Source organism: Alicyclobacillus tolerans (assembly GCF_900142255.1).
Classification (GTDB): domain Bacteria; phylum Bacillota; class Bacilli; order Alicyclobacillales; family Alicyclobacillaceae; genus Alicyclobacillus_I; species Alicyclobacillus_I tolerans.
Map to the genome: position 1 here is coordinate 41,291 of NZ_FRAF01000023.1, position 14,033 is coordinate 55,323.

At 46.1% G+C, this 14,033-nt stretch carries 12 protein-coding genes and 2 rRNA genes; 1 reads left to right on the plus strand and 13 read right to left on the minus strand.

Annotated features, from left to right (window positions below):
- Window positions 1–111: 111 nt before the first annotated feature.
- The 11 genes from gltX to BUA75_RS12450 form a co-directional block, all read right to left on the minus strand.
- The gene (gene gltX, locus BUA75_RS12400; RefSeq protein ID WP_072874915.1) at window positions 112–1,557 is read right to left on the minus strand and encodes a glutamate--tRNA ligase; all 1,446 of its coding nucleotides are present in this window, start codon (window positions 1,555–1,557) and stop codon (window positions 112–114) included.
- A 65-nt stretch (window positions 1,558–1,622) separates the two neighbouring features.
- Window positions 1,623–2,102, minus strand: a complete 480-nt coding sequence (gene ispF / locus BUA75_RS12405) for a 2-C-methyl-D-erythritol 2,4-cyclodiphosphate synthase (RefSeq protein ID WP_072874916.1) — start codon at window positions 2,100–2,102, stop codon at window positions 1,623–1,625.
- Window positions 2,099–2,800, minus strand: a complete 702-nt coding sequence (locus BUA75_RS12410) for an IspD/TarI family cytidylyltransferase (RefSeq protein WP_072874917.1) — start codon at window positions 2,798–2,800, stop codon at window positions 2,099–2,101. The genes ispF and BUA75_RS12410 overlap by 4 nt, the downstream gene beginning before the upstream one ends.
- A 172-nt stretch (window positions 2,801–2,972) precedes the next feature.
- Window positions 2,973–4,091 carry a PIN/TRAM domain-containing protein gene (locus BUA75_RS12415; RefSeq protein WP_072874918.1) on the minus strand — a complete coding sequence of 373 codons (1,119 nt, stop codon included), beginning with the start codon at window positions 4,089–4,091 and terminating at the stop codon, window positions 2,973–2,975.
- 257 nt (window positions 4,092–4,348) lie between these two features.
- A complete protein-coding gene (gene pssA, locus BUA75_RS12420; protein ID WP_072874919.1) occupies window positions 4,349–5,080 on the minus strand; it encodes a CDP-diacylglycerol--serine O-phosphatidyltransferase in 732 nt (243 codons plus the stop codon).
- 89 nt (window positions 5,081–5,169) lie between these two features.
- Entirely contained in the window at window positions 5,170–6,249 is a 1,080-nt protein-coding gene (gene disA, locus BUA75_RS12425) for a DNA integrity scanning diadenylate cyclase DisA (protein ID WP_072874920.1), read from the minus strand.
- 4 nt (window positions 6,250–6,253) lie between these two features.
- Window positions 6,254–7,627, minus strand: coding sequence for a DNA repair protein RadA (radA, locus tag BUA75_RS12430; protein ID WP_072874921.1), 1,374 nt, complete (start codon window positions 7,625–7,627; stop codon window positions 6,254–6,256).
- Window positions 7,628–7,772: 145 nt separating this feature from the next.
- Window positions 7,773–10,202 carry an ATP-dependent Clp protease ATP-binding subunit gene (locus tag BUA75_RS12435; protein ID WP_072874922.1) on the minus strand — a complete coding sequence of 810 codons (2,430 nt, stop codon included), beginning with the start codon at window positions 10,200–10,202 and terminating at the stop codon, window positions 7,773–7,775.
- Between the two features lie 2 nt (window positions 10,203–10,204).
- Entirely contained in the window at window positions 10,205–11,281 is a 1,077-nt protein-coding gene (gene mcsB / locus BUA75_RS12440) for a protein arginine kinase (RefSeq protein WP_072874923.1), read from the minus strand.
- A gap of 59 nt (window positions 11,282–11,340) precedes the next feature.
- Complete coding sequence (locus BUA75_RS12445; RefSeq protein WP_072874924.1) at window positions 11,341–11,865, minus strand: UvrB/UvrC motif-containing protein; 525 nt, start codon at window positions 11,863–11,865, stop codon at window positions 11,341–11,343.
- 35 nt (window positions 11,866–11,900) lie between these two features.
- The gene (locus tag BUA75_RS12450) at window positions 11,901–12,392 is read right to left on the minus strand and encodes a CtsR family transcriptional regulator (protein WP_072874925.1); all 492 of its coding nucleotides are present in this window, start codon (window positions 12,390–12,392) and stop codon (window positions 11,901–11,903) included.
- A gap of 410 nt (window positions 12,393–12,802) precedes the next feature.
- Between BUA75_RS12450 and BUA75_RS12455 the strand changes: the two genes are divergently transcribed.
- The gene (locus BUA75_RS12455) at window positions 12,803–13,375 is read left to right on the plus strand and encodes a TetR/AcrR family transcriptional regulator (protein WP_072874926.1); all 573 of its coding nucleotides are present in this window, start codon (window positions 12,803–12,805) and stop codon (window positions 13,373–13,375) included.
- Between the two features lie 178 nt (window positions 13,376–13,553).
- On the opposite strand, the gene rrf is transcribed toward BUA75_RS12455, so the two are convergent.
- Window positions 13,554–13,670, minus strand: a 5S ribosomal RNA gene (rrf, locus tag BUA75_RS12460).
- 42 nt (window positions 13,671–13,712) lie between these two features.
- Window positions 13,713–14,033 (minus strand): 23S ribosomal RNA (locus BUA75_RS12465); the annotation flags it as partial.

Below are 14,033 nucleotides of genomic sequence, written 5' to 3' on the forward strand. Positions count from 1 at the left end.
TGAGTCAACGGGACGCCGTCTCTCTGCCTGACTCTCTCTGAACTACTCTTCGCACTGTTTTCGATCCATTCCTCAATTTCATACCTATTGTGTTCAGAAATCAAACCTTTGTCAAACTTGGCTTGCAGCAGCTAATCGCTGTAAAACCCATTCTCGGGGAAGCAGCGTTAATGTTTGTTGCAAATCAGGTCCGTGTTCACTTCCGGTCACCGCCATACGAATGGGCATAAAAAGTGGTTTCCCTTTTAGGGAAAGTTCTTTGGATAAAGTTTTCAAAGCTTCTTTTCCCACTTCAGGGGTCCAACAGGGAATTTCTGCAAACTTCTCGGCAAATCGTTCTACCACTTGTTTCGCTGTAGTCTCTTGCAACGCCATTCGTATACTTTCCGGATAATCGACAGATGTCTGGAAGAAACCTGCAGCCGCTTCAATCACTTGACGAGCTGAAGCCGCCCCCTCACGCACAAGCTCCACCACTGCCCACAACCAGTCCAAATCCTTGCCTTGCGGAAGCGGCCAGTGCTTTTCATGCAATTGTTTTTCTACCAAGGGCAAAAGTTCTTCACGGCTTGAAGCTTTGATGTACTGAGCTGCCATCCAGCGCAGCTTGTCCACATCAAATACAGCACCGCTGCGATTGACTCGTTCTAAACTAAACTTTTCTTCTAGAGACTGTAAACTGAGAATTTCTTCTTCTCCACCCGGCGACCAACCAAGAAGAGCGAGAAAATTGACAATCGCCGCAGGAAGGTACCCTTCATACCGATAAGCATCTACAGGCTGTACATTCGGATCGCGCTTGCTCAATTTCTTTCGATCCGTATTTAATACCTGGGGTAAATGAGCAAAAACAGGCGGTGTTAATTGCAACGCTCGATAGACAAGCAATTGGCGAGGAGTATTGGATAAATGTTCCTCACCACGAATCACATGGGTAATTTGCATGGCCGCATCGTCAATGACAACTTGAAAATTATACGTAGGCATGCCATTCGATTTATAAATGACAAAATCACCGAGATCGTCACTTAAAAATTCTACGTGGCCACGAATATGGTCGTCGAAAGAAAGTTGTATACCTTGAGGCACGGCCAGTCGATAGCTTGGCTTTCTACCTTGTGCTATCAACTCCTGTTGCCTTTCAGCACTCAACCCCCGACATTTTCCACTATATCGGGGCATCTGTCCAACGGCGGCGGCTTGTTCACGCTCGGCTGCCAATTCTTCTTCTGTGCAGAAACACGGATAAGCTGCGCCTGTATTTAAAAGTTTTTGCAACGCTTCTTCATAGAGCGAAAGACGTTCTGTGCAGCGATACGGCGCATGCGGCCCACCTATATCCGGACCTTCCTGCCATGAAAGACCTAACCAACGAAAGCCTTCCATTGTTTCCTGTTCAGCACCAGGCACATTGCGATCTAAATCCGTATCTTCGACGCGCAGTATAAAGTCTCCACCGTGCCGCTTAGCAAATAAATAGTTAAAAAGGGCTGTACGCACTCCACCAATATGTAAATGACCCGTGGGACTCGGGGCGTAACGAACTCTTACTGTCATCAATCATGTTTCCCCTTTCATACTTTTCCCTATTGAGAGTGACTCATGACTCATAGTCATTTACGTCAATCCGTATCTGCCAACAAGAGCACAACCGCTTGAGCAGCGATTCCTTCTCCACGACCTACAAACCCCATCTTTTCCATTGTTGTAGCCTTGATAGATATTTGGCCTTCGTGTGACTCTAGAGCATGGGCAATTTGTCTTTGCATGGCAGAAATATGCGGTGCAATTTTAGGCTGTTCTGCAAGTACCATCGTATCCAAATTGCCAAGTTTATAGCCCTCGTTGCGAATCATAGCATACACGTGGCGCAAGAGTAATAAACTGTCAGCATCTCGATATTGCGGATCTGTGTTTGGGAAATGTTTTCCGATATCTCCCAACGCCAAGGCTCCGAGCAAAGCATCCATGATGGCGTGTAAAAGTACATCCGCATCGGAATGACCCAACAAACCACCATGTTCAGCTATTCGTACCCCGCCTAGTAACAAGGGACGTTCTTCAGCAAAAGAATGAACATCAAAACCATATCCGATTCTCATTCGCTCTGCCCCTTTTCCATAACAAGCCATTCCGCGTATTTCCAATCTTCAGGAACGGTTAACTTGCCGTTAAATGATTGAACTTCCACAAGTTCCACCTTGCGCCCGCAAGCCTCAAGAAGCATCGCTTCATCTGTAACACAGTCCACATCACACTTTTTATAAGCATCCACAAACCAATCCGCACGAGCGCATTGCGGAGTCTGTGCTAACCAGAGCGCTTCTCTCGGCAACGTCCGGACAATTACGCCGTTTTGTTCTTCTTTGACAGTGTCTTTGCAACGCTGCGCAAGTATAGCAGCCCCTGTTACTTCTGCTCGTTCAAAAACCCGCACCGTATCGTGTACGGTTAAAAAGGGGCGCGCAGCATCATGAACACAAATATACGTGCTCTGCCAATTCTCGATGGCGATGTCTGCTAACAATCGTAAAATACCGCGTTGGCTGGATTGCCCTCGCGTGTTGCCACCCGCCGCAACCAGTACCCGCTCACTGTTTGGATCATCTCGCAGAGCCTCTTCCATCAGAGGCACATCATCTTCAGGCACAATGAAGGCAACGCGACTCACACCAGCGGCAAACAGCGTTTCCAGCGACCACTTCCAAACCGGACGATTGCCAAGCTTTTGAAACTGTTTTACAAACCCCATTCTTCGACCGCTGCCAGCAGCCAACAATACACTCAGCCGCGAACTCATGCTGTTGCCCCCGCCTCTCCAGCATTTGTCTCGTGGATACCGATAGCCTCACAGACCTATCCTCGTTTCTACACTTCTTTGTACAAAGATGCAAGTTCTGCACATATTCCATCATACAGATGGCCGCAGGAACCTTTGTCAGATTCCTGCGGCCAGCCATTGCAAAACGGAATTACAACGCGCGTTCCAAAAGTTTGGGCTTAGCAAAAATCATTCGACCCGCCGAAGTTTGCAGGACACTCGTCACCAAAACGTCCAGCTTCCCACCAATATAATCGCGACCGCCTTCTATCACAATCATGGTTCCGTCATCCAGATAAGCAACACCTTGATTCTGTTCCTTGCCGTCTTTTATCACCTGCACGCACATCTCCTCTCCAGGTAGCACCACAGGCTTAAGTGCATTGGCTAAATCATTAATATTTAAGACAGCAACACCTTGCAATTCACACACCTTGTTGAGATTGAAATCATTTGTAACAACCTTGCCGTTCAACTGTTTGGCCAATTTGACAAGTTTACTATCCACTTCTGGAATATCTTCAAAATCGATTTCCATAACCTGAACTTTCACTTTCAATTCTTTCTGAATTCGATTGAGCACATCCAATCCCCGTCGACCTCGATTGCGCTTGAGGACATCAGAGGAGTCGGCAATATGCTGCAATTCATTGAGCACAAACGACGGTATCACGAGCACGCCATCCAAAAACCCTGTTTGCACCAAATCAGCTATACGGCCATCAATAATGACAGAAGTGTCAAGCAACTTCGCTTCTCCAACGCGAAAGCCTTGATTCTTTGCACGTTCTTTCGCATCCTTGTCTCTCTCTTTTTCTTTATCCCGATCTCGATTACCAAGCCTGCCGGAAAAAAGATTGATAAAATCTTCTCTTTTCGTAAACCCAATTCGCAAACCAAGGTAAGCCAATAGCAAGGAGAAAAAGAATTGCAAAGGTATTCCAACAATCGGAATCACTCGTATTTCTGCAGAAAAGAGATAGGCGACCAAAAGCCCCAGAACAACACCTACCGTACCGCCCAGCACATCGGCCAAAGGAGATAATTTCAGTCGCTCTTCTACCCAGCGAATGAGCGCTGTTACATAGTTGACCAGCCACATGGTAGCGAGAATGAAAATCGCCGCACCCAGTGCCGCTCCAAAAAGATGGGAGTCCAGGACCGGGTTTTTCACAATATGAAATATTGAGCGGAATAAGTGCGGAATTAATGCATACCCCAAAGCAAAACCTATGATGGCAAAAAACAGATGAACGACTTTTTTCAACACGTTCCTGTCACCTCCTGCAGCTAACCAAGCTTATCCATCAGTATAGTCAAACACCCTACCCTGCTAATCTTCATACCCGTAAAATTAAACTATGGATATAGACGTGATAAGCTCCATAAAAACTCACTGTATTTTACATGAGCTTGCTGGAGCCTATGGAAAAGTATTTTGAATATTATGGTCAACCAATTTTAGTCTATCACGCCTAACTATAAGCGTCAAAGGTTACTGTTCAACTGCGACTTTTTGATCCGCCCCTAAGGATTTACATTCGATGGTGGCAGTGATTTTTCGTCTAAGCTCTCTTCTTTGTCAAAACGTTGCTTGCGAAGAGCACGTGCTGCTCCAAACACAAGATAGATTAGAAAGGCCAGAACAACAAGGCTTCCGGCAAACGAATGGCCATAGCGAACAACCAGGTAAACCCCCAAAGCCAAAAGAGGAATACCAATCAAGGCAGACTGAGGGAAAGAGATACGTTTAAAATTTGGATAGCGCACATGGCTTACCATTAAAAAGGAAAGCAAAAGGACACAAACAGGAAGAAAGACAGATGGCTCTGGAAGCAGGTTGTAACAAAGTGCCAATGCTGCAGAAACGCCTCCGGCTGCTGTAATTGGAAGTCCAATAAAATATCGTCGCGGACCATTTTCTACATGAAAGCGCGCCAAACGCAAAATACCGCAAGCAGGAAAAATTAAACCGACGAGCGCCCCAAAAATTCCAAGATTGCGTAAACATAGAGAATAGAGTACTGCCATGGGCGCAACTCCAAACGTCACAACATCAGCCAAAGAATCCAATTGTCGACCAAATTCGCTTTCCGCTTTTAGAAAACGCGCAACACGACCATCAAACGCATCAATGAGCATTCCCGAAAGTATAAGGATAGAGGCAGCCCCCACACGCCCATTTTCGGACAAAGCTATGGCAATCAGTCCAAAAAAGAGGTTGGTCAGGGTCAATAGACTAGGAACCCACCTGCTCATGCTGACACCCTCTCTCCAAATAGCAAATTCTATCCCCGTCAAACTGCCATCAAACCCATATGAAAAAAGCGTCTCTACGCATAGATTTTTTATATGTGGCGATCGATAAATACTTGCTCCTGAATGCGTTTTAATCCATCTTGAATCATGCGTGCTCGAACAGCGCCAATGCCTTCAACTTCATCCAGTTCCTCTACCGAAGCCGCAAGAACATTGCTCAAGGTTTCAAAATACTCGACCAGATTCTCAATAACAGGCTGTGGCAAACGGGAAATTTTATTCAGTATGCGATATCCCCGCGAAGGAACTATCTCGTCGGCAAGATCTACATTTGCACTGTATCCCAAGAGACGAGATAACGTAAGATCATCATGCAGTTCCTCTGTGCCGAGATCGTGAACTTTTGAAAGAATTTGATGCGGTGTAACTTCAGCATCTGTAACAGCAAAATCTTTAACCAGCAAGTATGCTTCTTCATCCACCCGCGAAACCAATTCATCTAGCTGCATGGAAATGAGGCGACCCTCACTGCCAAGCTCTGTAATATAACGGCGAATTTCTGCTCGCACCCTTAAAACCATTTCAAAACGTTGTAAAACATTGGTCACCTCATGCAAAGTTACCAATTCTTCGAATTCGAGAGCACTGAGATTGGTTAATGCCTGATCGAGCACTGCTTTATATTTTTCAAGTGTCTGAATGGCCTGATTTGCCTTTGTCAAAATGACACCAATGTCTTTCAGGCTATACTTGAAAGATCCGTGATAAAGCGTAATTACATTGCGCCGTTGCGAGATGCAGACAACCAATTGATTGGTTTGCTTGGCGACTCGCTCGGCTGTACGATGGCGCGTGCCTGTCTCCGACGTCTGAATCGTATGGTCTGGATTGAGATTCGTGTTAGCATAAAGCACACGTTTCAAATCGTCGCTGACTATAATGGCGCCGTCCATTTTAGCCAGTTCGTAAAGGCTGGCTGGCGTGAGTTCGCATTGTATAGAAAAACCTCCATCCATAATGGACAGAACGGTATCGGAGGCACCCACCACAATCAGACCGCCCGTTTTTGCACGCAGGATGTTTTCTATCCCTTCCCGAAGCACTGTCCCTGGCGCGACCATGCGCAAAATTTTAGTAACCATGGCCTCGCGCTTTGCGTCTTCCCGCATATTTTCACCCCAAAAAGGCTAAATTCAACGCATCTACAACCGACTGAACACCTACTACTTCAATGCTTCCATGCGTGCGTGATACGCTCTGTCCATTCTGACGAGGCACTATGCAGCGTTCAAATCCAAGCCGCTCCGCTTCCTTGATGCGCTGTTCAAGTTTGGAAACCCGCCGTACTTCACCCGTCAGACCAATTTCCCCTAAATAAACATCCCCTGTAGGCAATGGACGATTGCGGTGACTTGAAACCAAAGCCATCGCCATTCCCAAATCCAAAGCGGGTTCATCACACCGAACACCGCCAGCTATATTGACATATGCATCCGATGTCTGTAAATGCATGTCCAGTCGTCTTTCCAACACTGCAAGTAACATATTCATTCGCAATCCGTCAGCACCAGTCGCCAAACGACGCGGTGTCCCAAAACTGGACATTGCAACAAGCGCCTGTATTTCCAGCATCAGTGGACGACTACCTTCCAATGCAACAACCACGGCAGAGCCTGGCGTCTTGGTTGGCCTTTCTGCTAGAAAAAGCTCAGACGGATTGACGACTTCTTGCAAACCATTTTCCCGCATCTCAAATACTGCCAGTTCATTCGTGGAACCAAAACGATTCTTGACAGCACGCACGACACGTTGATCATGATGCCGATCACCCTCAAAGTATAGTACCGTGTCAACCATATGTTCAAGCACGCGCGGACCTGCCAACATTCCATCCTTAGTGACATGACCAACAATACAAGTTGCTATTCGATTTTGTTTGGCTACTCGCATGAGCAGTCCTGTACACTCCCTGACTTGTGAAACGCTCCCAGCTGCTGATGATAGAGAAGGTAGATAGACTGTCTGAATAGAGTCCACAATCATGAACTCTGGTCGCATCTCCTCTACCTGCTGCAAAATGATATCGAGATCGGTTTCAGCCAATACATAGAGACTTTGAGCCAACGCTCCCAGCCGCTCAGCCCGCATCTTAATTTGTGCCGCAGATTCTTCCCCAGATACATAAAGCACTCGCTTCCCCTGCTGTGAGATATGATAGGCAATTTGTAAAAGAAGCGTTGATTTACCTATACCAGGATCTCCTCCGAAGAGTAGCAACGAGCCTGGTACGATACCTCCACCGAGTACAAAATCCAATTCGCGCAGTCCGCAGGATGAGCGTTCTTCCGTATGACCTTCAATATCCACAATCGATGTCCGGACAACACCAATGTTTGCCGCTGCAAATTGCGGCCGACGCTTATCTGGAAGCGACATTCGCTCTTCATCAAATGTGTTCCATTCACCGCAACCCGGACATCGCCCCAACCACTTGACCGACTCCGTGCCACATTCGCGACAGACAAACTTTGTTTTGACTTTGACCAACCAACCTCACTCCAACCGTTACCCTACCTATTGCTATCCTTCATCATAACGTATCTAGACAAATTGTCGATAAAAGGTTGTCAAAGTATGTCTCAAAAAATAATCCAGCAGGTTTTCCTGCCGGACTTTTCATATGAAACCCAACTTATACTAAACTGGTTTCGTCAGCTGGCTGTAATTGCAAGCCACCCGGGCCCACACCAATTTTTACGCGTTGTCCCTTCTTGAGCATGCCTGACAAAAGCGCCTCAGACAATTTATCTTCAATATGGCGTTGGATAGCGCGTTTTAACGGTCGAGCTCCGTATTGCGGATCAAATCCCTCTTTTGCCAGGAACGCCTTAGCTTCGTCTGTTAGCGTAAATTCTATATCTTGCTCGCGTAGACGTTTCTGCAGGTCAATAACCATCAGATCCACAATATGGCCAATCTGGTTCTCATCAAGTGGATGAAAGACAATGATTTCGTCGATCCGGTTAAGAAACTCTGGACGGAACGACCTTTTCAAATCATCCATTACTTTATTTTTCATACCTTCATATTCACTGCTTCGATCTGGCTTGAATCCAAGTGTGCCACCTTTGCGTACTGACTCGGCTCCAACGTTTGAAGTCATGATGATAACCGTGTTCCGAAAATCTACTGTCCTTCCTTTACCGTCAGTCAAGCGACCATCATCCAGTACTTGGAGCAAAATATTGAAAACTTCAGGATGTGCTTTTTCAATTTCGTCAAGTAAAACCACAGAATAAGGTTTACGCCGAACTTTTTCCGTCAGTTGACCACCCTCGTCAAATCCGACATAACCTGGAGGTGCACCGACGAGACGCGCCGTCGAGTGACGTTCCATGAATTCCGACATGTCAATTCGAATCATGGCGTCCTCATCGCCAAACATGGACTCGGCAAGCGCCCGTGCAAGTTCTGTCTTACCAACCCCGGTCGGCCCAAGAAAGATAAATGAACCAATCGGCCGCTTCGGATCTTTTAATCCAGCCCGCGCACGACGAATTGCACGAGCAACCGCTGTCACCGCTTCTTCTTGACCAACAACACGGTTATGCAAAACATTCTCCATATTCATCAGCCGATCCGATTCTTCTTGTGCCAACTGTTTCACCGGGATTCCCGTCCACGAAGCAACAATGTGCGCAATATCGTCAGCCGTCACTTTGACATCATGATGATCTTGGTTTTTCTGCCATTCATTCTTCAGAGACTCCAATTCTTTTTTCAGCTTTTGTTCCTGATCGCGCAATGCAGCAGCTTTTTCAAACTCTTGAGCCTGCACTGCAGCATCTTTTTCACCGCGTATTTTTTCTAATTTTTTCTCTAATTCCTTAAGATTCGGTGGGGCCGTATGCGTACGCAAGCGCACACGCGAACCTGCTTCATCAATCAAGTCAATCGCCTTATCTGGAAGGAATCTATCTGTAATATATCGATCTGACAGTCGTACAGCTGCTTCTAACGCCTCATCGGTAATTTTCACACGATGATGGGCTTCGTATCGGTCACGTAGTCCGTGTAAAATTTGAATGGCTTCCTCAGGTGTAGGCTGATCCACAGTGATGGGCTGAAAGCGGCGTTCCAGTGCTGCATCTTTTTCAATATGCTTCCGGTACTCATCCAATGTTGTCGCGCCAATGCACTGCAATTCACCGCGAGCTAACGCCGGTTTAAGAATATTGGAGGCGTCAATCGCTCCTTCTGCGCCACCTGCACCAATCAATGTATGCAATTCATCAATGAAAAGGATGACATTACCCGCCTGACGAATCTCTTCCATAATTTTTTTCAAACGATCTTCAAACTCACCGCGATACTTGGTTCCTGCTACGACAGTCCCCATATCAAGTACCATGACACGCTTATTACGCAGTGTCTCTGGAATATCCCCCAACACTATGCGCTGTGCCAAGCCTTCTGCAATAGCAGTTTTACCCACACCTGGTTCGCCAATGAGGACTGGATTATTCTTGGTTCGACGCGACAAAACTTGAATCACACGTTCAATTTCTTCAGCCCTGCCAATCACCGGATCGAGTTTCCCATCTCTTGCCATTTGCGTCAAATCGCGTGCTAAATTGTCCAGGGTCGGAGTTCCAGCAGAATTTTCTTTTTCCGAACTCAAATCTGCTGCATCCCCACCGAGCAATTGCAGTACCTGTTGGCGAGCCTTGTTCAGGCCAACACCCATATTGTTTAAAACTCTAGCAGCCACACCTTCTCCTTCTCGGATCAGTCCGAGTAAAAGATGCTCTGTCCCAACAAAGCTATGATTCAATTTGCGAGCTTCATCAATAGAGAGTTCAATGACTTTTTTGGCGCGCGGTGTATAGGTAAGTCCAGAAATTGCCCCTTGACCTTGGCCAATCATTTTTTCAACTTCTGTCTGCACTTTCTCCGTACTGACTCCAAGCGCAGCTAAAGCTTTGGCTGCTATACCTTCACCTTCGCGCACCAATCCTAGCAGAATATGTTCCGTCCCTACACCAGGATGGTGAAGACGGGTTGCCTCTTCTTGAGCAAGTGCCAATACTTTTTGAGCTCGTTCAGTAAATCGTGCATACATAGTTAACGCACCTCCGAATCATCAAGTCTCAAACGTTCGCGGATAAGCGCCGCGCGACGTACATCCCGTTCCCCGGGAGATAAATCTTCATGGAAATATTTTTGTAAAAAGGCTGGCTGGGTCATCACCATCAATTCCTTTAAAATGCCCGCCGACACACCTTTCAAAATACCGAGATCGATACCTAACCGAACGTCCGACAGACGTTCCAGCGTCTCTTTGGAATCCATTCTGCGCGCATAGGCGAGAATTCCAAAAGACCGACAAATACGATCTTCAAGAGCTTCCCGGTTTTGCTGAAGCAGCATTTTGCGAGCTGCACGCTCATGATCAATCAGTTGTTGTACAACACTTGACAAGTTTCCAATAATTTCTTCTTCCGTCTCGCCTAATGTAATTTGATTGGAAACTTGAAATAGATTGCCGTAGGACTCGGTTCCTTCGCCATAAATTCCTCTGACCGCGAGCCCGACATGTGAGACGGCATTTAACAATCGCTGAATATTCCCTGATAAAACCAACCCTGGCAAGTGCATCATGACCGAAGCCCGAATGCCTGTTCCTACATTGGTTGGACAAGCGGTTAAATAGCCAAATCGATCATGAAACGCGTACATTACATTTTGTTCAAGCGCATCGTCTACGGAACTTGCTAATTGCCAGGCGTCTTGCAATCGGAATCCCGGCATAATCACCTGAATCCGCAGATGATCTTCCTCATTAATCATAATGGAGATGACTTCATCTTCACGCAGAACGACGGCTCCATGCTTGTACGACTCAGCTAAATCTGGACTGATGAGGTGTTTTTCTACAAATACTTGGCGATCAATGGCACTTAGATCCTTGCAGTTAATCCACTCAAAGTTACCCAGTTTTTGCATACTAGGATGCTGTACAGCAGTATGAATAGACTCCAACACCTGATGCGCATGAGAGTCTGTCTGGAGTATAGGAAAAGGCATCCCTTGCAAATTGCGTGCCACACGGATACGACTCGTTAAAATAATATCGTCTTCCGGACCGCCTTCTTTCATCCAGCGGCTGGTTGCTCTTTGCAAAAAATCACCGAGTGACATGCTGCTTCATCTCCTTGCTTCGCAGTCTTTTCAGCCTTTCATAAGAGCATTGACCGCGTTCATTCTCCCATCTGCGATTCGAGAGCGCGAATTTTGTCACGCAACTGCGCAGCTTGTTCAAACTGTTCTGCAGCTATTGCTTGTTGTAGTTCTCTGCGCAAAGTTTCCAGCGTCTTGCGCATTTTCACACGCTCTCCCGATTTATTGGGAACTTTTCCTGTATGCATGGTGTTACTTTGAATACGTCGGAGCAACGGCTCCAGACGCTGTTCAAAGTTGTCATAGCATTCCGGACAACCAAATCGTCCTACTTTGCTAAACTGGGCGTATGTCATACCGCAGTTTTGGCATTGCACTTGTGTGGAAACACTTGGTGAACTCACCCCTGTCGGTGACTCCATATTCAGCAGTCCACTGAGCAACTGATGAAAATCAAATGGATTTTGCCCCCCTGTAAACTGGGTCAAAAAATCGCCACTCTCTTTTGCGCATTGTTCACAAAGATGTAGGGCACTTAATTTTCCGTTGATAATTTGATTGACATGAACATTCGCTTGTCGTTCATGACATTTTTGACATAGCACGAATATCCCTCCTAAACGGAGTGAGACTGAGAGCATTAATCCTTTTGACGCTTTTCTTCCTCATTGCCGTTTTCCATCAAAAAAACCTGCAAGACAAATTTCAGCAATCTGGATCGAAGCCTGTCGCGTATGGGAAGATCGACAGCCAAAACTTCCCTTTTCACCATCATACGCATCAAGTTTGCCTCTCTCTCCGTCATGACTTGTTCCCTTTCCAAGCGCTCAATCATGTCTTCTGCTTCTCTTTGACTTATCTCGCTCGGCCAATCTTGTAAAACCTGCATAAGCGGATCGTCAAGAGATTCAATTTGGCGAATTCGAATATATCCTCCTCCACCTCGCTTGGATTCCACAATGTACCCTTTCTCAAGTGTAAATCGGGTACTGATGACATAATTGATTTGCGACGGAACACATTTAAAGAGATCGGCCAACTCGCTGCGTTGCAATTCAATAATGCCATTGCAACTTTGATTCATAATGGATTTCAAGTGACTTTCGATGATATCTGTAATATTTCTAGCCATGCAGACCTCCCTGCCCACTGTTGCAAGATGTTTGCTTAGCAACGGTTCATCAAACAACATCAGAAGGGAACAAGCCATTGAATAAGAAACACGTATGCTGTTTGGTAAACGTGTAATGGGAATTCTTTTGACTTTGACTTTCCTTGACTTTATTATAACACGTCGGGTTTGATATGCAAGGGTTGGTTAAAAAAGATATAATCCAATACCTTTTAGAATTCCCCATACCGTTTTTTGCTATACTGAATCGCATACATGTTTAGCTGTGGAAGGAATTGCAGATCATTGCAAGTTAATCATATTGGCAGTAAACTTTTCGATACATGCAAACTTTGTCGAAAAGAAAGTTCGAACATTGAACACTCCATGATTAGGTGTATTCAATGGATAAGGAAAGGTTGAATTCGTCGATGTCCTCCAGCAAACATACTGAAATTGCCCAAGCAGCCGTCAGGTTGTTTGAACAAAAGGGTTACAGAGCTACATCCGTCCAAGATATTGCCGATGCCGTAGGATTGCAAAAAGGCAGCTTATATCACTATATTCACAGCAAAGAAGACCTATTGATGCAGATTGCTCATCAGGCCATCAGCGAGTTCAACCGAACATTAGAAAAAATTAACCACGAAAATATTTCTCCTCAAAAAAAATTAGCAAAGATGATTGAAAATCACCTCACTATTTCCGCCGTCAACCGAGAAGCCATTACTGTACTCTTGCGAGACGCGTTTGCGCTAGAAGAAACTCAACACCGTACAATTATTGAATTAACCGATAAATATACTGATCTCGTTACGTCCATACTCCAGGAAGGGCAACAAAAAGGCGAGTTTTCTGTAAAACACCCTAAGATTTCTGCACTTGCCATACTGGGAGCCTGCAATTGGCTATATCGTTGGTATCAAACTGATGGTTCTCTTACGGTTCAACAAATTTCGCAAATTTTTGCTGATCTCTTTTTAAATGGACTTCTCAGCAACTAAATTCAAATATCATGATATAAAAAGCCTCCTACCGAGATGCCCCATTGTGGCAATCCTAAGATAGGAGGTTTTTTATTGTTTACATTTAGTGTTTACATCGAGGCAAAGAAAAAATGGCCGTAAGGTAGAGTCCCCAAGGAGGGAAACTCTACACTTAACAGCCACCTGTACTCCTGTTGCCTGGCAACGACCTAGGTTCCCAGGGGTCTTCACCCCAAGTATGCTCGGCGCTGGAGGTCTTCACGGTCGTGTTCGGGATGGGTACGCGTGTATCCCCTCCGCTATGGTCACCAGACTCTTCTTCCCTTTCCAACTGTCTCAGCAAGAGGGATTTTCCTTGGTGAAGGCCTCGACCGATTCGTATCCGTCCGCTCCACGCCTCACGACGCTTCCACGCCGGACCGATCTACCTTATCGTCTATAAGGGGTCTTCCTTCCTTGACGGAATGGGATACGTTATCTTGAGGCAGGCTTCGCGCTTAGATGCTTTCAGCGCTTATCCCTCCCCGACTTGGCTACCCAGCTGTGCCCTTGGCAGGACAACTGGTCCACCAGCGGTCGGTTCATCCCGGTCCTCTCGTACTAAGGACGAACCCTCTCACGTATCCTCCGCCCACGGCAGATAGGGACCGAACTGTCTCACGACGTTCTGAACCCA

Bases quoted from the DNA above. Each gene is read 5' to 3' on its own strand.
- BUA75_RS12435 (WP_072874922.1), bottom strand. From the start codon at position 10,202: ATGTATGCACGATTTACTGAACGAGCTCAAAAAGTATTGGCACTTGCT.
- disA (WP_072874920.1), bottom strand. From the start codon at position 6,249: ATGCGGGAAGACGCAAAGCGCGAGGCCATGGTTACTAAAATTTTGCGC.
- pssA (WP_072874919.1), bottom strand. From the start codon at position 5,080: ATGAGCAGGTGGGTTCCTAGTCTATTGACCCTGACCAACCTCTTTTTT.
- BUA75_RS12455 (WP_072874926.1), top strand. From the start codon at position 12,803: ATGTCCTCCAGCAAACATACTGAAATTGCCCAAGCAGCCGTCAGGTTG.
- BUA75_RS12450 (WP_072874925.1), bottom strand. From the start codon at position 12,392: ATGGCTAGAAATATTACAGATATCATCGAAAGTCACTTGAAATCCATT.
- BUA75_RS12410 (WP_072874917.1), bottom strand. From the start codon at position 2,800: ATGAGTTCGCGGCTGAGTGTATTGTTGGCTGCTGGCAGCGGTCGAAGA.
- mcsB (WP_072874923.1), bottom strand. From the start codon at position 11,281: ATGTCACTCGGTGATTTTTTGCAAAGAGCAACCAGCCGCTGGATGAAA.
- ispF (WP_072874916.1), bottom strand. From the start codon at position 2,102: ATGAGAATCGGATATGGTTTTGATGTTCATTCTTTTGCTGAAGAACGT.
- gltX (WP_072874915.1), bottom strand. From the start codon at position 1,557: ATGACAGTAAGAGTTCGTTACGCCCCGAGTCCCACGGGTCATTTACAT.